The 21276-nt window shown below is 42.7% G+C and carries 16 protein-coding genes and 1 tRNA gene; 4 read left to right on the forward strand and 13 right to left on the reverse strand.

Translation table 11 applies throughout. The annotated features are described in order from the left end of the window. Positions 1-8 precede the first annotated feature (8 nt). A complete protein-coding gene (gene smc / locus RM544_RS04335) occupies positions 9-3500 on the reverse strand; it encodes a chromosome segregation protein SMC (RefSeq protein ID WP_311360533.1) in 3492 nt (1163 codons plus the stop codon). 183 nt (positions 3501-3683) lie between these two features. Here smc and cysZ point away from each other — a divergent pair, with 183 nt between their 5' ends. Then, the gene (cysZ, locus tag RM544_RS04340) at positions 3684-4430 is read left to right on the forward strand and encodes a sulfate transporter CysZ (protein ID WP_311360534.1); all 747 of its coding nucleotides are present in this window, start codon (positions 3684-3686) and stop codon (positions 4428-4430) included. Positions 4431-4445: 15 nt separating this feature from the next. Here the strand turns inward: cysZ and RM544_RS04345 are convergent, their stop codons facing one another. The 5 genes from RM544_RS04345 to nhaR form a co-directional block, all read right to left on the reverse strand. Beyond that, positions 4446-6029: a tetratricopeptide repeat protein gene (locus RM544_RS04345; protein WP_311360535.1), complete on the reverse strand. Its 1584-nt coding sequence runs from the start codon at positions 6027-6029 to the stop codon at positions 4446-4448. Between the two features lie 48 nt (positions 6030-6077). Beyond that, complete coding sequence (gene nlpI / locus RM544_RS04350; RefSeq protein WP_409220097.1) at positions 6078-6977, reverse strand: lipoprotein NlpI; 900 nt, start codon at positions 6975-6977, stop codon at positions 6078-6080. A gap of 109 nt (positions 6978-7086) precedes the next feature. After that, entirely contained in the window at positions 7087-7392 is a 306-nt protein-coding gene (locus RM544_RS04355) for a DUF1244 domain-containing protein (RefSeq protein WP_311360536.1), read from the reverse strand. A gap of 116 nt (positions 7393-7508) precedes the next feature. Then, positions 7509-9623: a polyribonucleotide nucleotidyltransferase gene (gene pnp / locus RM544_RS04360; RefSeq protein WP_311360537.1), complete on the reverse strand. Its 2115-nt coding sequence runs from the start codon at positions 9621-9623 to the stop codon at positions 7509-7511. 112 nt (positions 9624-9735) lie between these two features. Next, the gene (gene nhaR / locus RM544_RS04365) at positions 9736-10638 is read right to left on the reverse strand and encodes a transcriptional activator NhaR (protein WP_311360538.1); all 903 of its coding nucleotides are present in this window, start codon (positions 10636-10638) and stop codon (positions 9736-9738) included. A gap of 132 nt (positions 10639-10770) precedes the next feature. On the opposite strand from nhaR, the gene RM544_RS04370 reads away from it, so the two are divergent. Continuing rightward, positions 10771-11103 (forward strand): HPF/RaiA family ribosome-associated protein, encoded by a 333-nt coding sequence (locus RM544_RS04370; protein WP_311360539.1) that lies wholly within the window; start codon positions 10771-10773, stop codon positions 11101-11103. 62 nt (positions 11104-11165) lie between these two features. Here RM544_RS04370 and RM544_RS04375 read toward each other — a convergent pair whose 3' ends face one another. From RM544_RS04375 to ftsH, 7 genes are all read right to left on the reverse strand, one after another. Beyond that, positions 11166-13325, reverse strand: a complete 2160-nt coding sequence (locus RM544_RS04375) for a S46 family peptidase (RefSeq protein ID WP_311360540.1) — start codon at positions 13323-13325, stop codon at positions 11166-11168. 621 nt (positions 13326-13946) lie between these two features. Then, positions 13947-14033 (reverse strand) — tRNA-Leu (locus tag RM544_RS04380). Positions 14034-14048: 15 nt separating this feature from the next. Beyond that, positions 14049-14459 carry a preprotein translocase subunit SecG gene (gene secG / locus RM544_RS04385; RefSeq protein WP_311360541.1) on the reverse strand — a complete coding sequence of 137 codons (411 nt, stop codon included), beginning with the start codon at positions 14457-14459 and terminating at the stop codon, positions 14049-14051. 10 nt (positions 14460-14469) lie between these two features. After that, the gene (gene tpiA / locus RM544_RS04390; protein ID WP_311360542.1) at positions 14470-15210 is read right to left on the reverse strand and encodes a triose-phosphate isomerase; all 741 of its coding nucleotides are present in this window, start codon (positions 15208-15210) and stop codon (positions 14470-14472) included. 95 nt (positions 15211-15305) lie between these two features. Beyond that, positions 15306-16646, reverse strand: coding sequence for a phosphoglucosamine mutase (gene glmM / locus RM544_RS04395; RefSeq protein WP_311360543.1), 1341 nt, complete (start codon positions 16644-16646; stop codon positions 15306-15308). 15 nt (positions 16647-16661) lie between these two features. After that, positions 16662-17498, reverse strand: coding sequence for a dihydropteroate synthase (gene folP, locus RM544_RS04400; RefSeq protein ID WP_311360544.1), 837 nt, complete (start codon positions 17496-17498; stop codon positions 16662-16664). A 162-nt stretch (positions 17499-17660) separates the two neighbouring features. Then, positions 17661-19592, reverse strand: coding sequence for an ATP-dependent zinc metalloprotease FtsH (gene ftsH, locus RM544_RS04405; RefSeq protein ID WP_311360545.1), 1932 nt, complete (start codon positions 19590-19592; stop codon positions 17661-17663). A 387-nt stretch (positions 19593-19979) separates the two neighbouring features. On the opposite strand from ftsH, the gene yhbY reads away from it, so the two are divergent. After that, a complete protein-coding gene (gene yhbY / locus RM544_RS04410; RefSeq protein WP_311360546.1) occupies positions 19980-20276 on the forward strand; it encodes a ribosome assembly RNA-binding protein YhbY in 297 nt (98 codons plus the stop codon). Between the two features lie 139 nt (positions 20277-20415). After that, complete coding sequence (locus tag RM544_RS04415) at positions 20416-21210, forward strand: SDR family NAD(P)-dependent oxidoreductase (protein ID WP_311360547.1); 795 nt, start codon at positions 20416-20418, stop codon at positions 21208-21210. The last annotated feature ends 66 nt before the right edge of the window (positions 21211-21276 follow it).

Consider the following 21276-nt stretch of genomic DNA (forward strand, 5'->3'; position numbering starts at 1 on the left):
GCTGACACTTATTCTGCGATTGCTAGTGCTTCTTCTACGTCAACAGCAACCATTCTGGAAACACCTGGTTCAGCCATTGTAACACCAGTTAAATGACTTGCCATTTCCATCGCCACTTTATTATGCGTTATGTAAATAAATTGTACGGTTTTCGACATCTCAGAGACCAATTTACAAAAACGTCCAACATTTGCGTCATCTAAAGGAGCATCGACTTCATCCAACAGACAAAACGGCGCAGGGTTTAACCTGAATATAGCAAACACTAATGATAATGCGGTTAGTGCTTTTTCTCCACCTGAAAGCAGGTGAATTGTACTATTTTTCTTACCGGGTGGCTGAGCCATAATAGTGACACCAGTGTCTAGCATATCATCATCGGTAAGCGCTAAGTGTGCACTGCCACCACCAAAGACCTTTGGAAAAAGCATTTTCAGGTCGCCATTAATTTGATCAAAAGTGGCCTTGAAGCGTGACCGTGTCTCTCTATCAATCTTTCTAATCGCAGTTTCTAGTGTCTCTAGCGCTTGTGTAAGGTCGTCATTCTGAGCATCAAGATGATTTTTACGTTCAGATTGCGATTCAAATTCTTCGACTGCAGCTAAATTTACAGCGCCCAGTCGCGACAGAGATGCACTTGTGCGTTCCAAGTTTTCTTGCCATAGCTTTTCATCGATGTCGTCAGGTAGGGTTTCTAAAATTGGTTTTAGTGCTTGTTGCATATCTTGCAATTGTTCTAGGTGTGACTGCGCTCTGACTTTGCAACCTTCAGCCTGTAGACGCGTGCTTTCTATCTCAGATTTAATGCGCTCCGCCGCCTGATTAATACCTGATTGTCCTTTTTCTGCCTCAAGTAAACGCGCGTCAATCTCACTGAGTTTTTCTTGTAATTCTGTTTGACGAATCTGCTCAGACTCTTTTGCCTCAAGCAGCTCTTGTAGCTTATCTTGCTGCTCTTCTAAAGGCATGGACAATTCTTCTGCTTCTTCCTGGAGCAACTCGATTTTCTCTTTGATTTCTTCCAACTGCTCTTCTCGAGAAGACTGCTTCTCTTTGAGTAACGAGTATTTATTCTTGACTTGTTGTACTTGTAATGCCGAATTATGCGCTTGAGACACTAGTTGCTCAACATGAGCACGCGCTTGTTGCAAAGCTGCAGTCAGTTTTTCACCCTGCTCTTGCGTGTTGTGCATTACCTCTTCATATTCTGCAAGCTCTAAGGCATGGATTTCAACCTGTTCATTTAAGGTTTCGAGCGTTTCCTCTTCCTCTTGAGCATTCAGTTGATTCCGCTCTTTTTCTTGATACAGGCGCTGATAACGCATTTCTTGTTGTGCTATCTGTTGTTGTAATTGTGATAATTGCGTACTCAGCTTAAAGCTTTGCTCATCGTAATCTTTACACAAGGAGTCAGCCGCTAATTTGAGTTCGTTTATTTCAGCGAGTGCTTGCTGATGTTGCATCAAAGTCGCTTGTTTTGCTCCAACCGTTTCTTCAACTGTCGCGATCTGGCTGGTCAGCGCTTTTATTTTAGCCACCCGACTCAAGCTTTGGTCAACTCGCGTGCCTGCACCGCTGATCATCGTATCTTTACTCACCCACAAGCCACATTCGCTGATGAGAGACTCGCCCGGCTTGAGCTGTGAGCGTAAAGTAAAGGCTTGATTGATATTTTCGACTAGCTTAATTTGGCAAAACAACTCGGGGACAAGTGGGTTTTGTAGCTTGGAAGCCAGCGTATTGACTGGCTTTGTTTCGCTCATATCACGCGTAAACACCAACACTTGTCCATTGCGCTCAGGTAGAGCTGATGGGTCAAGTTCGTTTAAGCTGAGGTCGTTAATGACTTTAGGAAGCTGATAAATGGCTAGAACAATTTCAAATAGTGATTCGTAGCCCTTTTCAACCTGCAAGTATTCACTCATCGGCACGGCATGGTCCATTAATCGTTGATAAGCTTGATCACCCAAGCCATTATCAGAATGGTCATTTTGTTCCTGAATAGAATCCAACGCTGCCTTTTGAGCGCTCAATCCCAACAATTCATTCTGACTTGTCGTTAACTGTTTATTCAGTTCATCAACTTTGGACTGTGCATCAGACAAGCGTGTAGATGTATATTTACGGTCTTCCTCTGCTTGTTCTAATGCTTCGTTAACCAATAACAATTCAGTTTGCAGTTCTTCAGCTTCCGTTTTTGGATCATTGTCGTTTAATTCACGGATCTCACTATCTAGTTCTCGAATACGCGACTCTGTGCGCAGCTGCATACTTAAAGTATTTTGTATTTGTCCATGACAGGTTTGGAGCTTTTGTTTGATAGCGTGATACTGCGTTTCACTTGCACGGTTCTTCTCGCTAAACTCGCTTAAGGCTTCTTCAGCCTCTTCTCTCGAGATTTGAGCATTCTCCAAGGCCTCTTCCATCAGAAGTTTATTGGGTTCTAGTTCAACCAATTCATCTTGTACGACAGATAATTCAATCGCGGTTTCGGCATACAGTTCGTCCAACTGTTGTGATTGAGTTTGCAGTTGCTGCAACTCCATTTGGATTTGTTGTTTTCGTTTTTTCGAAAATAACTGAGACTGTTCTATTTTAGTGATGTTGGTGCTGGTTTTAAAAATTACCTGCTGAATATCGTTGATACTTTGTTTGAGCGCTTCCTGCTGTTCGCGAAAAGCAATGATGTTGGATTCATCGCCCCTTTTCCTGGAAATAACTTCCTCTAACTCGGTTTGTTTTTTTTCAATTTCAGCTTCAGCTTGAGTAATCAGCTCATTTTGTTTTAACCAACGAGCCACCGCTAGCTGCCCTTTTAGCTCTCTCTCACTGGCTTTCAATTCTTTATATCGGGTAGCTGCGGCGGCTTGACGTTTTAGTTTACTCAACTGCTCACCCAACTCTGAACGCACATCATCTAAACGTTCTAAGTTTTCTTTCGTGTGCTTAATTCGGTTTTCAGTCTCACGTCGCCTTTCTTTATACTTGGAAATACCCGCAGCCTCTTCCACAAACACCCTAAGTTCTTGGGGTCGACTCTCGATGAGCTTTGAAATCATGCCTTGCTCAATAATCGCATAACTTCTTGGCCCTAAGCCCGTCCCTAAGAATAGGTCTGTGATATCACGCTTACGACATTTACTGCCGTTCAGCATATAGCTCGACATTGCTTCCTTCGTTACTATCCGCTTAACAGACAATTCATTGTAACCGGCGTACTCGCCAGCAATGCGTCCCGATGAGTTATCAAAAACCAATTCGACAGAGCATTGAGATACTGCTTTTCTCGCTGTGGAACCATTAAAAATAACATCTGTCATAGCATCGCCGCGTAGGTTTTTAGCAGAGCTTTCACCCAAAACCCAACGAACCGCATCAATAACATTCGATTTTCCACAGCCATTCGGCCCAACCACTGCAGTCATTTCCCCAGGAAATGGTATGGTGGTAGGATCGACAAATGATTTAAAGCCCGCGAGCTTAATCTTTTTTAGGCGCATGAATCTCTACTGGTTTACTTTTATGTTATGAATAATCCCTAAGCTCAAAGCTTAAGGCCAAATGAAATGTAACAAAAGAAAAACTTAGTAACAATTCGCCTTAATTTACGGATTACACTACGATTTTTGTTCTATATACTGCTTTCGTAGAGTGCTAAAATCTAAAAAAGGAAACTAGAAAATATGAGTAATAAAAGTGGGGCAAGTTATTTTTTTGATGGCTTCAGCCTAATTGGAACCAAGGGCTTGAAGCGTTTCGTTTTTGTGCCTTTGTTTATAAATTTATTGCTTTTTTCTACTGCGTTTTATTTCTTAATTCCGCAAATCCAAAGTGGTGTTGAATACATTGTCAATTTAATCCCCGAGTTTTTAGGCTGGTTAAAAACCATGCTCACTTATATTTTATGGCCGCTGGCACTGATCAGTGTGTTACTCGTCTTTGCACTGATTTTCGGCAGCCTTGCAAACTGGATTGCGGCACCATTTAATGGGCTATTGAGTGAGAAAGTTGAGCGTCACTTAACAGGTCAGAGTATGGGCGATGAGGGCTTGCTAAGCGCTTTGAAGGATGTACCCAGAACCCTCGGGCGAGAAATGTCAAAAATGTTGTATTTTATTCCTCGGGCGATTGGTTTTTTGATTTTATTCTTCCTGATCCCAGTATTTGGTCAAATACTTTGGTTTATGTTTACTGCGTGGATGATGGCTATTCAGTATTGTGACTACCCTTTCGATAACCACAAGGTGGGTTTCCAGCCAATGCGAAACCAGTTGCTGCAACGCAAAGGTCAATGCTTCAGCTTTGGGATCATGGTTAATATATTCTCTTTAGTCCCTATACTGAACTTCTTAGTAATGCCTGTCGCCATATGCGGCGCTACCTCTCTTTATGTCGATGAGTTTTCAGGCCAACGACGCACAGTAAGATAGTAACTTAGCGAGGCTCTATAAATCTGTCCAAAAAACGCCAGCGTCATTGTCGCCATTTTCAAATGCGGCAATGGCTAGGTTGTCATTAATAGCCGAGTAATTAGCTGTATTAACCAAAACCTGTCGCCATAAAGTTCTGTAAACACGGGGGATATTGCGTAGGTCGTGATATTCTAAAAAGGTCATTTGATGACTTGGTTTATAAGACTTTACGTCGGTATTTTTACATGTATTCGAAGGACTAATTCGATGAAGAATGGGATTATTACTCTCAAGCATTTGTAGCTTGTTGTGTGCGTCTAATGCTGTTGTCCACGTTGTATAGCGTTGCTCTGGTTCATATACTAAAACTGTCGCTTGTTTCTCTTCAACTAAGGACGGTTCCGAATCTCCTGCTTCATCTTGAGGCTTAGGATCAGCTAGCTGATTTTCATTATTTGCCGGCTCAACTGGCATTTGTTTCGCCAAGAGTAAATTTGGCGCCTGGTTCTTATTACAATGATAGTTTGCTAATTCAGGAGGTAGTGCATATTCATCGACAAAACCCGCAAAGTGAGCCAATTCATGTACGAATACCGCATAGGTATCTGATTGATCTAAATACATCACGCCATTGTTAACATTCGCTTTACCTTGTTCAGCAAACACTACCATGTGAGTAAAGCCCAAGGGTGTTTTCATTTTACTCAAGGGATATAGGTCGCATGAAAGGCGTGGCTGACCATCGAAGTTGGCTTGGCAATCTAGGGCGTTCGGCTTCAACCAGATCGGTTCGGCTAGGCAAATTGGTAAGGAAGCGAGTCTCGCGTCTTTTTCATATTCAGCTCGGAAAGATAACGCCTGTGCAAAAGAAACCAATGAGTTCGCAACAAATTGAACTGATTGAGCACACTCAGCATTTTCAGGGGGAACATCCCTTAGTACAGAAAGAGATTGAGGTGAGTATTTATCTAAGATCTTGAGCATGGTGACTGACGCAGCATAATCTTGCTCAGCAGCTGTTTTAAAAAATGCCTTAGCCTGCTCCTTCTCTCCTTTCTTCCAATACAAGTTCGCGACTTTATGAGCACTACTCGCATCAAAGGCAGCGGCTTTTGATAACCAACGCATAGCCTCATCATCATGCTTAGCTTCAAAGGTATATTTGGCCATTGAAATAATGGCGGGTTCATAACCTTGCTCGGCCGACTTTGTCATCCACTTCATTTTTTCGTCAAACTTTCGCTGCAATAAGGCGTATTCGAATTGACTCTGTGGATGCCCTAATTCTGAGGATTTTTTCAACCAACGACGAATCGATTTGGCGTCTTTACTCTGCATCGCATTGTAATAAAGAGCACCGCTACTGCCCATATCACCGGCAAGTTGCAACCAATGTTGTTTATCGAGTTGAATAGCAAGTTGGGTGAATAAGGTTTGCGCGTCGCCATTTCCGTTTTCAACGGCTGGGAAGAGTAATCGCAAAGCTTGCTCTTTATCATCTAGCTTAGTCGCTTGCGCAACCAAACGTTGTGGTGATTGACAAACATCGGCGAAAACCAAAATGCTTAGCGCACTAGCTAGAAGCAAGAGTCGAAGATATGCAAAAAGTAGTATCAAGCTTGTTCCACCTTAAGGTTCAAGACAGGTCATTAGCGCTAGACTCATTTACTGTGTAATCTCAGCGCTCTTACGTTTCTCTCTTAAGCGACTTAGCTCAATGCGCGAGTACCGATGTTCAACATACTCATAAACATTCGTACTAAGAGCTAATTTAAAGTAATTTGAGGCTTTGATTCGGTTACCAAGATCACTGTGGTACTTGCCTAGATAAAAATAAGCCTCGCACAGTCGATCGTTAAGCTGTTTTTGGCTTGTCACGTCGTCAACCAGGTCAGCGACAACAGCGGATTCGTCTATTTTACCTAGATAAAAATCAACGATACTGGTGGCCCAATTATCATTGCTTAAGCCCTGCCGGTTCTTTGCTAGGTTGCTTAGTGCCGACGCACGATCTACTTCTTGCTCGACAATAAACGTCCACAACACTCGATATGGGTCAGCTTTATCTCTTGCTTGAAAACGGTTAAGGTCATCTACCGCCAATTCAGCACGGCCACCATAATACAAAGCAATACCGCGGTTCAGAATGGCAAATTCATAATCTGGATTGATATCTAGGGTTGAATCGAACGATTCATATGCTTGTATGAAGTCCATCTGCTGGATATGGTGAATACCTATCGAATTGTGTGCTTCCGCCATATCAGGCTTCAATTGCAAGGCTTGGGAATAGTCGAAACGAGCTAAACCTGCCAAGCCAACGCTGTCGTAGAGCATACCACGTTGGAACAAAAGCTCAGCTCGCTCTTCATCCTTCAAAGGTGCTTGAGTCAATATATGATTGTAGCGAGCGATTGCCATTTGAGAACGCGCATTAATTGGTTCAGGTTCAGCTAGCAAGAGGTTACCCATCGGCCCGTTAGCGCTGTCGCGTGAGCTTGCACAGCCCCCTGCGAACAAGATAGTAGATAACACTAAACTAATACCGACAATTTTAAATTTCACTATTGCTCAATTCCTTTTATTTCACACTTTAGCGTGTGCTAGATAGGTCTCAATGATTCAATTAGCTTAAGCTAACAAGTTCCTCAACAGATATAAAGCACTTCAGGCCTTATTTAGCTGACTTTGCCGCTCTTTTTGCATTAAATGCAGCCATTTGTTCGTCAGTAGCTGGAAGCTGGTGATTCTCTTTCCACTCACTGTAAGGCATTTTATAAACCGCTTCGCGCGCTTCCTCATCACTCAAGTCAATGCCACGGTCTGTCGCTGCGGCTAGATACCACTTAGAAAGACAGTTTCGGCAAAAATCTGCTAATAGCATTAATTCAATGTTTTGAACCTGCTTGTTATTATCTAAATGATCTACCAGACGACGAAAAGCTGCAGCTTCGACTTCTATTCTCTCTTGATCGTTCATTATTTTATCCAAAATAGGTCAGTTGTTATAAACAGAAAAAGGAGCCGAAGCTCCTTTTTATTCACTTTTACATGATGACTCTTGTTATACCAACAGAATCGTCATTAAATGTGGTCTTATTCGCCTTCGCTTGGTGCTTCAGGAGCTGGCTTTTCTAGTAGCTCTTTGATACTCAAACGAACACGGTTTTGACGGTCAATTTCCATTACCTTAACGTCGACCATTTGGCCTTCTTCTAGGTAGTCAGTCACTTTATTCACACGGTCATGAGCGATCTGACTGATGTGTACTAGACCTTCTTTACCAGGTAATACTTCAACAAAAGCACCGAAGTCAACAATACGCATCACTTTACCGTGATACGTTGCACCAACTTCAATCTCAGCAGTGACTGCTTTGATTCTATCAATTGCAATGTCAGCTTTCGCTTTTTCAGTTGCAAAGATTTTGATAGTACCGTCGTCTTCAATTTCGATGTTTGTATCTGAAGCTTCAGTAATAGAGCGGATTGTTGCACCACCTTTACCGATAACATCACGAATTTTATCTTGGTCAACCTTCATCTGATAAATGCGTGGTGCATATTCAGACATTTCTTCACGGTGACCAGAAATCGCAGAATCCATTACGCCAAGAATGTGTAAACGTGCTTCTTTTGCTTGTTTAAGCGCAAGTTGCATGATTTCTTGAGTGATACCTTCGATTTTAATATCCATCTGAAGTGCAGTAATACCGTTTGTAGTACCTGCAACTTTAAAGTCCATATCGCCTAAGTGATCTTCATCACCTAATATGTCAGACAAAACAACGAAGTTTTCGTCAGACTTCACTAGACCCATCGCAATACCAGCAACAGAAGCTTTAATAGGAACACCAGCGTCCATTAGTGCTAATGACGTACCACAAACAGATGCCATAGAAGATGAACCATTCGATTCAGTAATTTCAGAAACCACACGAACAACATACGGGAATTCTTCAGCAGAAGGCATTACAGCTTGAATACCACGCTTCGCTAAACGACCGTGACCAATTTCACGACGCTTTGGAGAACCAACAAAACCCGTCTCACCTACACAGTATGGAGGGAAGTTGTAATGTAGCATGAAGCGGCTATCTGAACGGCCACCTAACTCATCAATCATCTGTGCGTCACGTTCTGTACCTAAAGTAGCAGCAACGATTGCTTGTGTTTCACCACGAGTGAACAATGAAGAACCGTGAGTTCTTGGTAGCAAACCAGTTGCTACGTTCAATGCACGGATTGTTTCAGGATCACGACCGTCAATACGTTTTTCACCCGATAAAATGCGTGAACGTACTACGTCACTTTCAAGATCATGCAGCAATTCACTTGCTTCTTTCGGGTCTTGTTCTGGGTTTGCTTCTAAGATTGCAGCCAATGCTTTTTCAGTCACAGCAGTTACCGCATCTTTACGAACCATCTTATCTGAGATTTGATAAGCTTCAGTCATACCAGCTTCAGCAAGCTCTTTTACTTTTGCTTTCAATTCAGTATTTTCTGCTTCAGCTTCCCAGTTCCAAGATTCTGTTCCAACATCAGCAGCAAACTCTGTGATTGCGTTGATAACAGTTTGAGACTGTTCATGACCGTACATTACGGCACCAAGCATGACGTCTTCAGATAAAATATCAGCTTCAGATTCAACCATGAGTACAGCGCTTTCTGTGCCTGCAACTACAAGGTCTAATTGGCTGTCTTCTTGCTCTGAAGTACGCGTATTTAGGATGTAACCACCATCTTTATAACCAACACGAGCAGCGCCAACTGGGCCGTTGAACGGCATACCAGAAATAGCTAATGCAGCTGAAGTACCGATTAAAGAAATGATATCTGTTGGGATTTCTGGGTTAGCAGAAACAACAGTAATGATAATTTGCACTTCGTTTTTAAACCCGTTCGGGAATAAAGGACGAATTGGACGGTCGATCAAACGAGCAATCAAAGTCTCGCTTTCTGAAGGTCGACCTTCACGTTTGAAAAAGCCACCAGGGATCTTACCTGCAGCGTATGCTTTTTCTTGATAGTTAACTGTTAATGGAAAGAAGTCTTGATCTGACTTAGCTTCTTTTCTACCAACAACCGAGACCAATACGGACGTGTCGTCCATGCTTGCCATTACTGCTGCGGTTGCCTGTCTTGCGATTACACCCGTTTCTAGGGTGACAGTATGCTGACCATACTGAAATGTTTTAGTAATAGGAGTCACACTCTATCCTTTAGTTTATATGTATTTTATGCTTTTTAATGCGCCGCATAGTATAGCCGTGAAATACCCTGATTACTATTAAGTTATGGTGAATCTCTTCGATTTTTCAGAATTATTTAAAAATTTTATCTCTCGCGCTATTACAAACAGCAGCGACTGCTGGGTGGGTCACCTTTCGCTCAGCCGATATTGCATAGAATTTTTGTTTGATCTCACTAAGGCGCCCTACGATCTCAACCTTAAAGGTTTCGCATACTTCTTCTTCAATAATGGTGGGCATAAAGAACATACCGAAACCCGCTTGGCCGAAAGACTTCATCAATGCGCTGTCGTCGTATTGCCCTCTAATCGTTGGAAAGATGCCATTGTCGTTTGACCACTTATCGAAAAGTTGCCTAATCGCATACTGCTTAGTGGGTAGTAATACCGGTGCTTGATGTAAACAATCTGGAAATGAGCCGCTTAATTGCGACTTCACCGCGTTTGAAGCAAAAAACGTGAGCCCTGATTGCCCAAGGTAATGGTTGTAAGCCCTGACACTAAAGTTACTAGATAATGGTGTGTCGGTGAGCACCATATCGACTTCGTGTATCGCCAACTCGGCTAAAATAGTTTCTACCGGGCCCTCTCGACAAACTAGACTCACTTCTTTCGATAATTTTAAAGCGGGTTCTATAATCTTATAGACAATCGTTTTCGGTAAGGCACTCGCTGCACTGATTATGAATTCTGACGTACCGACCAATGGTGCACCGCGCAAGACATCACTAAGCTCTTTCCCTAATTCAAAGATTTCATCTGAATAGCGAAGCACTAATCGGCCTGTTTCTGTCAGTCTAAGTCTTCGACCCACTCGGTCAAACAAGGGTTGTCCAATGCGCTCTTCTAACATGCTCAGTTGGCCACTAATTGTTTGTGGCGTGATGAACAACTTCTCAGCAGCCTTTGCTATGCTGCCTTCTGTAGCCACTACCCAAAAGTAATGAAGGTGCTTGTAATTTAAGTTGTCAGACATTGTTTTGGGGGTTCCTTAGAATATGAACGTCAGTTTTTTCGAGCCTTTCTTATACATTTAAACGAATATATTCGTTCACTTTTAATTGATAATCTTGCTTCATCAACAGGATTTTCTTTCATAAGTGTAGTCATGCATTTCAAAATTGTGCAATTAGATGTAGAAATAAGTGAAGCTCAAGCTGAGTACTTGAACGAAACCTTACGCATGCAGCTCGGACGCTATACACAAGCGATTGATTTAGTCACTGTCACCTTCTGCAAGGATACCGATCAGTTTGGGCAAGCGGTCATTCACTGTGCCATTGACATAGACAACTTACCTGAAGGAAAAACTCAGGCTAATAATATTTCCACTACCTTAGAAATGGCTGCATACAATGCGGCAAGCAGGGCTAAACGACAATTAGATAGACATCGCCGCGCCAGTATGCGGCAAAACGTCCCTCCCTATATTTGCAAATAAAAAACACCTATCAATAAAAAAAAACCGGCACGCGGCCGGTTTTTTGCAGTGACTATTTAGTCTTACTCGACAATAACGAGTTCGTCTAGCAAACTCTTCGCGCCATCGACTTCATCCATCACCCAAAGCATATAAGTACTGCTAGCATGGATCGCTCGGTTATATGTCGGATCATAATCCCAATCACCGATAATTGACTCATAAACACCGTCGAAGACGACACCAACAAACTCGCCTTTAGCATTTAAAGTCGGGCTACCACTATTACCACCGGTAATATCTACAGTACTTAAATAATTGATGGGTACTGAGCCCAACTTTTTATTCAAGTACTTTCCGTAGCGCTTCTGTTCAATGGCTGCTCGGAGACTTTCTGGCATATCAAACTCATCATCACCGGGAATATATTTAGCTAACATACCTTCTGCAGTAGTAAATGGCGTTGCTTGTAAACCATCTTGAGGCGAATAACCTGTTACATTCCCATAAGTAATGCGTAGTGTGCTATTCGCATCAGCATACACGGCTTCGTCGCGCGATTTTTTAAACGCAATTAAGGCCTTCATATACTCTGGTCTCACTTGCTGAAGCTTCCCTGCTAGGGCTTTGCTCTCTTTTTCTTGCGACATGTCATATTCGAATTGACTAGCAGCAAACTGCATGAATGGGTCATTACTGTTGCTTAACGAATCAAAATCTTGCTCCATGATTGCAAGACGGCTATCGGCATCAACTAAAGTCGTTTCAGCATACATGCTATCGATTTTTTTATAGGCATTGACTAAACTCTTGCCTTTAATATCAAAAAACGCATCTATTGTCGCCACTCGTTGTTGAGCAGGTAGTTCAACGTACTTTGCCATGAAGTGCTTCAATAATGCTTTATCAACCTCAGCAACAAAACGCGAATTCATTGCTTGCACAGATTGCTTGAACCTCGCCATGTCTCGTTCTTGATAACCGCGATCTCGTTGCGCATCAGGTTTCGCTTTTTCATAAGCAAGACGCAGCAAACGCTTGGAGCTAGACCATAAACTTGTTCTACCCATGTAAGCTAAAAGAAGGTCGCGCTCTTTGGTCGCTTCAGATTCACCAATCAACTGATTTAGTAAAAGCAAACTAGCCCCATATTTGGCATTCATGTTCGGTGACGCGGCTAACCAGTTAGTAAGATCTGACTCTAACTGCTGCTTACGTTCTAACATGTCACCTTTTTTGTAGCTTTCGACCATCGAACCATAATTTTTCGCGTAGTTTGCAAGCCCAGCAATGGTGCTTTCATACTTGATCCTTTCATCACTTCCTGCTTTAGAATGCGCCTTGATCACATCAATAAATTCTTCACGATATTGCTTTGCTGTCGGATAGGTCCAAGTAAAAGTACTCTCAACTTCAAGAGAACTTCGGTAGCGGTTTGTTGTGCCAGGATAGCCAAGGATCATGACATAGTCGTTTTCTTCAACACCGTTGGCATTTACTTTTAAAAACGCTTTGTTTTGATAAGGAACGTTGTCCTCACTATAGTCAGCAGGTTTTCCATCTTTCCCCACGTAAGCACGATAAAACGCCCAGTCACCGGTATGACGTGGCCATTGCCAATTATCGGTGTCACCACCAAATTTTCCGATACTTGAAGGTGGCGCGTAGGCAAGACGTACATCTCGAATAGTTAATAGTTTAATTAACACATACGATGCACCACCATGAAAGCTAGAAACTGTGCAACGATAATCTTGACTGACTTCGCACTCTGCAATTAAACGCTTTCGATTGTTTTCGACAGCTTCATAGTAAGCATTACCGCTAAGTTCAGATGAAATATTGCCGGTCACTTTCTCAGTTACATCGCTCAACGATTCAGTAATGTAAACCCTACTCCCTGGTGCAGCGGGTAACTCATCTGATTTATTGTTCGCGACGAAACCGTTTTGAAGTAAGTTATTGGCCTCTGAACTGTTGTGTTGAATTGAACGATATGCACAGTGATGATTTGTGACTACTAAGCCCTGTGGAGAAAGGAAACTCGCAGTACATCCCCCTAGGCTAATAATCGCATTCATCGGAAATTTGGATAAATCAGACATATCATCGGGGTTTAGTTTTAAACCGGCATCGATTAATTGCTGTTTTATATCGGGTAATTGATGGGGTTGCCACATTCCTTCGTCCGCTATTGCTTGAGACGCTACTATTGTAAGTGCGCCGATTAGCCATTTTTTCATGTCGTTTCCTTTTTATGATTTCTTATTGTATTGGTTTTAATGTTTATTTTTATTTTCAAACCAAGCCACATTGTAATCTAAGATCTCAAAAGAGCAAAAAGGCTTGCGACTTTTCTTTAACTATTTTAACATTCAAATATAGACGTTTAGACGTCTAAACATCCATTTGGAAATATGAATAATAATGCCCTACTATTGAGGTCTTAAGATACTTAGATAGGAACGGCGAGCTGACTTGGGGAGTTTCTGCTAGTGTTAAACCCAGCTATCGCAAATATTCACCTACAAAGTGACCCAGATAAAATCGATGGCGCTGAGATCGATAGGAATATGTGTGAGTTTCACGCCTTATTAACGAATGGCTGTCACCAAATACAAGTACACCACAAGACCCAAAATGAACACCTATTTCATCTCTACCTGCAAGCCCATTATCCATACTATATTTGTTTATACGTTAACAACTTATCTTAGTCGTCGTTTATGTTCCTATAGCAGAACTAATAGCAAAGGCGTGATTATCAGTCTAAATATCAACGCGCCAATGGAAAACGCCCGATTAAATCTTAAGATTTAGGCATAAAAAAACCCATATCTTTTTCAAGATATGGGTTTTTTAATTGGTGCGGAAAGCGGGACTTGAACCCGCACGTCTGTTAAGACACCAGCCCCTCAAGCTGGCGTGTCTACCAATTCCACCACTTCCGCATTGTTTGTTTTGCCTTAGTTAGGCTTGTCTTCAACTTTTTCATCTTCAGCTTTGTCGCCTTCCGTTACGGCAGGGACAGCTGGTACATCGCCAGATGCTGGCAATGCTTGAGTTACCGATGGTACGTCGCTAACAACAGGAACTTCACTTACTGGAGCTTGCAGCAATTCAAACTCATCAACTTCAGTATTGTCTTTAGAAGCAATCGTTCCTAAAGTTAAGCTGATACCAAAAAATAACGTTGCTAAGATAGCCGTTGTTTTAGTCATAAAGTTACCTGAACCCGATGAACCAAAAACAGTGTTTGAGCCGCCAGCACCAAAAGATGCGCCCATATCTGCACCCTTACCCTGTTGAATTAGCACGAAGCCAATCAAAAGCAGTGCAACAATAAGATAAGATGCCATTAAAATCTGATAAACCATGTAACCCTCGTTAACTTGCCGCTTGGCAAATTGTAGTAAAATCTTGAACTTTCAAACTGGCGCCACCAATAAGGCCGCCATCAATATCTTCTTGTACGAATAGTTCATGCGCATTCCCCGCATTGACACTACCGCCATATAAGAGTCGAACACTTTGTGCTGCATTCGCATCTAACTTACTTAATTCTTGCCTAATAAAAGCGTGTACTTCTTGCGCTTGTTCAGGACTTGCTGTCTTGCCTGTGCCGATGGCCCAAATTGGCTCATAAGCGATAACTGATTGGCTAATATATTGCTTACCGCATTCGTTTGCCACCGCGTCAAGCTGCGCCTTTACGTAATCGAACACGCCACCTGATTCTCTTACTTCTAGTGGCTCACCAATACATAATATTGGTGTTAATCCGGCTTCGATTACCGCTTTGACTTTACTAGCAACGATGTCATTCGATTCACCGTGGTTTTCACGTCGTTCAGAATGGCCAACAATCACATATGTGCATCCAAGTTCGCTGAGCATCGCCAGAGAAGTTTCACCGGTGTGCGCACCTGATGCATACTCACTGACATTTTGAGCACCCAACGCGAATGCCGCATTATCAAAGTTTGATAGATAGAGACTCGGCGGACAGATGACGACATCAACACTGTTGTTTGCTGGTAGATTAGATAGAAAATCAGACACTAAAGCCTTATTTCCGTTCATTTTCCAATTACCTGCAACAAATGGTTTGCGATTGTTATTTGACACTTTAACTCCGAAGCCCTTTCAAAGCGGGCGTGATATTAACCAACCACTCACAAATATACAAGTGCTTGATACACAAATAAGTGCTTAGCCTAAGCTTATGACGCTTTTTTAACCACTTCAGCAATCTTTTCAGCCCAATGATCACTCAAAGACTTATCAATTGCTTCAACCATGACTCTAATTAAAGGCTCTGTCCCGCTTTTTCTTAGCAGTACGCGACCAGCATCACCCATTTCTTTCTCAGCTTCTTTAACTATGGCCTCAACTTCCACATTTTCAAGTGGGTTGGTCTGAGGATTTTGGTATTTCACATTGATCAAACGTTGTGGGAAACGAGTGAAGCCTGAATTCAGAGCACTTAAAGTCATATCAGAGCGCAGCATAGCAGCAATAACTTGCAAGCCAGCGACAATGCCATCGCCTGTTGATGCCAAATTCAAATTTAATACGTGACCAGAGTTTTCACCGCCAATCTTCCAACCGCGTTGCATCAGCATTTCCATCACATAACGATCGCCAACATCTGCTCTCGCAAAAGGAATACCTAACTTCTCAAGCGCTACTTCCATACCTAAATTCGACATCTTGGTACCAACAACACCGCCGTTTAATTGGCCGGTTTTCATCGCTTCTCTTGCGATAATGAAGATAATTTCATCACCATCTATCACGGCGCCATTCTCATCTACCATCATGATACGGTCACCGTCACCATCCAGAGCAAAACCTAAATCAGCTTTATGCTCTTTGACCGCATCTACAGCAGCTCTCATGGAAGTTGCACCGACTTGATGGTTTATATTTGTACCATTTGGTTTCGTCCCAATTTCAATGACTTCAGCACCTAATTCAGACAACACATTAGGAGCGATGTGGTATGTTGCGCCGTGAGCACAATCCACCACTATTTTAAGGCCTTTTAACGACAAATCTGAAGGGAACGTGCCTTTACAATATTCAATGTAACGGCCGGCAGCATCGTCGATACGACTTGCTTTGCCTAATTTATCTGATTCAACGCACTCAATTGGCTTTTCTAATTGAGCTTCGATTGCTAATTCGATTTTGTCGTCTAATTTGTGACCGGTCGATGAAAAAAACTTTATACCGTTGTCGTAATATGGATTATGCGATGCACTAATAACAATCCCCGCTTCAGAGCGAAATGTTTTAGTCAGATATGCAATCGCTGGAGTAGGCATAGGACCCAGTAGGCCTATGTTAATACCGGCAGCTGACAAACCAGCTTCTAGTGCCGATTCAAGCATGTAACCTGAAATACGAGTATCTTTTCCAATCAGCACCTTATTAGTGCCCTGACCTGCTAAGACTTTACCTGCAGCGTAACCAAGTTTGGTAACAAATTCTGGCGTAATTGAGCTCTCCCCAACTTTACCTCTGATACCATCTGTACCAAAATACTTTCGCTTAGCCATACGACTTCCTTTTTATTATTCTACGTTTTGCAATTTATTCACGATGTTAACCGCATCCATGGTCTCTTCAACATCGTGCACTCTAATGATGCTTGCACCAGCAAGGGCGGCAATGGTAGCAGTCGCTACACTGCCTGCCAACCTTTGTTCAACATCTCTACCTAATAATTTACCAATCATGGACTTTCGAGATAATCCAGCTAGCACGGGAACATCAAACTGATTAAAATTTTGCAGATATTTTAGTAGCTGGTAGTTGTGATCTAGCGTTTTTCCAAAACCGAAACCTGGGTCAAGGATGATGTGCTCATAGGCAAGACCTGCATGCGTGCAGGCCTCTATTCGCTGCTCAAAAAAGCTGATAACTTCTTCAACAACGTGACCATATTGTGGCGCCTTTTGCATCGTTTCTGGATCGCCTTTCATGTGCATCAAACAAGAAGGAACATTGTGCGTCTGAGCAGCCCAAACAGCTGCATCAAGTGCACCTTCATTTTGTAGGGCTCTGACGTCGTTGATCATACTAGCACCGGCACCAACAGCTTCACGCATTACCTGAGCCTTATTTGTATCAATAGACACGATCACATCGAGCTCTTTTGTTAGCGCTTCAATGACGGGGATCACTCGTTCTAGCTCTACATCAACACTAACCGCTTGAGCGCCAGGACGGGTTGACTCGCCGCCTACATCAATGAAGGTTGCTCCGGCTGCCAGCATACGCCTTGCTTGCTCGATGGCTGAATCGACCTGATTAAACTTGCCTCCATCGGAGAACGAATCAGGGGTGACATTCAGAATACCCATGACCTTAGGGCTTTCAAAATCTACTTCAACATGTCTAAATTTCATGAGGCTCGATATTTAATTCTTTAGGCTGCATAGCATGCCTGATTTTTTACTATTTTAAAATTGGATTATGTTATTCGACAGTAAAAAAAACGCCAGTTTGAATGGGCTCAAACTGGCGTTTTTATTATTTAGAACAGCGTTTAGATGCTGATGTTTGATTACCTAGTGCGTAACATCACTTGGGTCAGAATCAGGCGTATCTTTAGGCTCGCTTCCGGCGTTTAATGACGCGCCACCAGAAGGTTTGTCTGAATCTACTTTGTCATCTTTCTCCCAATCAGCGGGCGGACGAACTTCAACACGATTCATTAAGTCATCGATTTGTTTAGCATCGATAGTCTCATATTTCATCAACGCATCCTTCATTGACTCAAGGATATCCATGTTGTCTTTCAATATTTGTTCAGCCAATTTGTAATTACGGTCAATCAACATACGAATTTCAGCATCGATATCTCTTGCTGTCTCTGCTGACATAGGATTGCTCTGCGCACCCATGAACATTTCGTTATCGTCGTCTTTATAGTTGATAGGACCCATCTTTTCTGACAAACCCCATTGAGTTACCATTTTTCTAGCGATATCAGTTGCTCGCTCGATATCGTTCGAGGCTCCTGTGGTCACGCCGGCAGCGCCTAATGTCACTTCTTCCGCTATACGTCCACCGAACAGGGTCGCAATTCGAGACTCTAGTTCTTCTCTCGAGCTACTATATTTATCTTGTTCAGGTAAATACATAGTCACACCCAGTGCACGCCCACGAGGGATGATCGACACTTTGTACACAGGGTCGTGCTTAGGTACCAAGCGACCGACAATTGCATGTCCTGCCTCGTGATACGCAGTATTGGTTTTTTCTTCTTCAGACATAACCATCGTTTTGCGCTCAGAGCCCATCATGATTTTGTCTTTCGCTTTATCAAACTCATCCATGCTTACGACGCGCTTATTCGTGCGAGCAGCAAATAACGCAGCTTCATTGACAAGGTTAGCTAAGTCAGCACCAGAGAAACCAGGCGTACCACGTGCGATAAGAGATGCTTCAACGTTATCACCCAACGGTACTTTGCGCATGTGAACTTTCAAAATTTGCTCACGACCACGGATATCAGGAAGTCCTACCATGACTTGACGGTCAAAACGACCAGGGCGCAACAACGCAGGGTCAAGTACATCTGGACGGTTGGTCGCTGCAATCACGATGATACCTTCATGGCCTTCAAAACCATCCATTTCAACCAACATTTGGTTCAAGGTTTGTTCACGCTCATCATGGCCACCACCATGGCCCGCGCCACGCTTACGGCCTACGGCATCAATCTCATCGATAAAAATAATGCATGGCGACGACTTCTTCGCTTGGTCAAACATGTCTCTCACACGTGAAGCACCGACACCGACGAACATTTCCACAAAGTCTGAACCAGATATACTAAAGAACGGTACTTTTGCTTCACCTGCGATAGCTTTGGCAAGTAGTGTTTTACCAGTACCTGGAGGACCCACCATTAAGACGCCTTTCGGGATTTTACCGCCAAGCTTTTGGAATTTCGTTGGATCGCGCAAGAAATCTACGAGTTCAGTCACATCTTCTTTCGCTTCATCACAACCAGCAACATCTGCGAAGGTTGTTTTTATTTGATCTTCACTTAATAAGCGAGCTTTGCTTTTACCAAAGGACATAGCACCTTTGCCGCCGCCACCTTGCATTTGTCGCATGAAGAATATCCACACGCCAATGAGTAGCAACATTGGGAACCAGTTGATGAAGATGGACGCCAGTAAAGATTGTTCTTCAGGCTTTTTACCGGAAACAACAACATTACCTTCTGTCAGAAGTTCATCCATCAACTTCATATCTAGATAAGGTATCTGCGTGGTGAACGTGTCGTTATTGCGACGCACGCCTTTGATTTCGTTAGTTGACTGATTGATCGTGACTTCTTTGATATCACCCCGCTTCACTTGCTCTAAAAAAGTGGAGTACGGAAGCTTCGAACCCGGGTTCTCGCCACCTGAAATACTTTGGAAGACCATCATAAGCACAACTGCTATAACAAGCCATAAAATGAGATTCTTTGCCATGTCGCTCAACGCTGCATACCTCTAAAAAATAAAATGAATCTGAATTAACCCAGTAAACATCTATACGGCGGTTTTACCAGAATAGATGAATAAAAGACTACTATACTTTGCTAGCCTATGCCACACAGTCATTTCGCTATGTCCGCATGCGGCTTGAATACGTTTTTTTACACTTGTCCACCCATCACTAAGGCTAGTTCACAAGCTCAATTAAATCCAATCTCTCGTCTAGCGATTGCCATCTTTCCTCGCCAATCAAGTATTCAAAATTTCTTTAGCCGATGAGTGAATGAAATTAGGAATGTTACAGAGATAGAGGTAGAATACTATTTTTCAAGGTATGCACCAAACATTTAAGGCTGTATATCTCATTTTAAACGTTACAAAAGATAACAAATGAACTTAACAAATAAACAAAAGCAATATCTGAAAGGCCTCGCGCACCCACTTAAACCTGTTGTTCAGCTAGGCAACAATGGCTTAACAGAGGGCGTATTAGCCGAAATTGAAAACGCATTAAGTTTTCATGAACTAATCAAAGTGAAAGTGCCATCTGATGACAAAGAGGAAAAGCAACTGATTATGGACGCCATCGTGGGTGAAACCAAAGCAGTGCATGTTCAATCTATCGGTCATGTACTTGTTATTTATCGTCAAAGCGATGAGAAAAAGATAAGTATTCCAAAAAAGTAACGCTGTATAGCAGCGTTTACATCCCAACTCTCTCTTTTCCTTCGCAATATTGCTTGGCAACGTATTCTCGATACTGTTGAACGTCAACAGTGTCTAATGCAAACATAATAATAAAAAAAGAAATCAAAAAGAGGATGATATGACGACAGAACAAACTGCAAACGCCGACCTTGGTATTGCTATTGTGACGGGTGCTTGCTCAGGCTTAGGTCATGCTAGCGCTGTGGTTCTAGCCAATGCTGGCTATAAACTCGCAATCTTCGATTTAAACGAAGAAGTGGGTCAACAACGAGTTCAGGAATTTGGTGCAGATCGTTGCCAGTTCTACAAAGTTGACGTTACCAATGACGAGAGTGTTGAAAAAGCAGTCTCTGATGTAGCCGCTGGCAAAGACGAAATTCGTTTATGCGTAAATTGCGCGGGCGTCGCACCGGCAAAGCGCACGCTCGACCGCGAAGGTGAAGCTATGCCATTAGCCAATTTCAAAACTGTGATCGATATTAACTTAGTGGGTACCTTTAATGTTGCACGTGTCGTCGCAAGCGCAATGGCTAAAAACACACCTAAAGGCGAAGCTCAGCAGCGTGGTCTTATCGTGAATACAGCTTCAGTAGCAGGCTATGAGGGCCAAATTGGCCAAACCGCTTATGCCGCGAGTAAAGGTGGCATTATCGGTTTGTGCCTTCCAATGGCGAGAGATTTAGCGCCTTTGGGCATACGAGTGAATACCATTGCACCTGGTGTTATGGGCACGCCGATGTTGTTGGCAATGCCAGATAAAGTGCAAGATGCGCTAGTACATAACGTGCAATTTCCTAAGCGTTTAGGCTTACCTGAAGAGTTTGGCAAGCTAGTGCTACATATGAGCGAAAATGCTTACTTAAACGGTGAAACTGTGCGCTTAGATGGCGCGCTTAGAATGCCGCCAAAGTAGTTATAAATAAGCCACCTTCAATAAGTGCTTGTAAATACAAGCACTTACAAACCTACCACACCTACC

Origin of the sequence: Brumicola blandensis (assembly GCF_031846165.1) — a bacterium.
In the GTDB taxonomy this organism is placed as follows: domain Bacteria; phylum Pseudomonadota; class Gammaproteobacteria; order Enterobacterales; family Alteromonadaceae; genus Glaciecola; species Glaciecola blandensis.

What these genes read in the sequence shown, in the direction of transcription:
- smc (WP_311360533.1), bottom strand. Translation starts at nt 3,500, where the DNA reads ATGCGCCTAAAAAAGATTAAGCTCGCGGGCTTTAAATCATTTGTCGAT.
- cysZ (WP_311360534.1), top strand. Translation starts at nt 3,684, where the DNA reads ATGAGTAATAAAAGTGGGGCAAGTTATTTTTTTGATGGCTTCAGCCTA.
- RM544_RS04355 (WP_311360536.1), bottom strand. Translation starts at nt 7,392, where the DNA reads ATGAACGATCAAGAGAGAATAGAAGTCGAAGCTGCAGCTTTTCGTCGT.
- nhaR (WP_311360538.1), bottom strand. Translation starts at nt 10,638, where the DNA reads ATGTCTGACAACTTAAATTACAAGCACCTTCATTACTTTTGGGTAGTG.
- RM544_RS04370 (WP_311360539.1), top strand. Translation starts at nt 10,771, where the DNA reads ATGCATTTCAAAATTGTGCAATTAGATGTAGAAATAAGTGAAGCTCAA.
- RM544_RS04375 (WP_311360540.1), bottom strand. Translation starts at nt 13,325, where the DNA reads ATGAAAAAATGGCTAATCGGCGCACTTACAATAGTAGCGTCTCAAGCA.
- secG (WP_311360541.1), bottom strand. Translation starts at nt 14,459, where the DNA reads ATGGTTTATCAGATTTTAATGGCATCTTATCTTATTGTTGCACTGCTT.
- glmM (WP_311360543.1), bottom strand. Translation starts at nt 16,646, where the DNA reads ATGGCTAAGCGAAAGTATTTTGGTACAGATGGTATCAGAGGTAAAGTT.
- folP (WP_311360544.1), bottom strand. Translation starts at nt 17,498, where the DNA reads ATGAAATTTAGACATGTTGAAGTAGATTTTGAAAGCCCTAAGGTCATG.
- yhbY (WP_311360546.1), top strand. Translation starts at nt 19,980, where the DNA reads ATGAACTTAACAAATAAACAAAAGCAATATCTGAAAGGCCTCGCGCAC.
- RM544_RS04415 (WP_311360547.1), top strand. Translation starts at nt 20,416, where the DNA reads ATGACGACAGAACAAACTGCAAACGCCGACCTTGGTATTGCTATTGTG.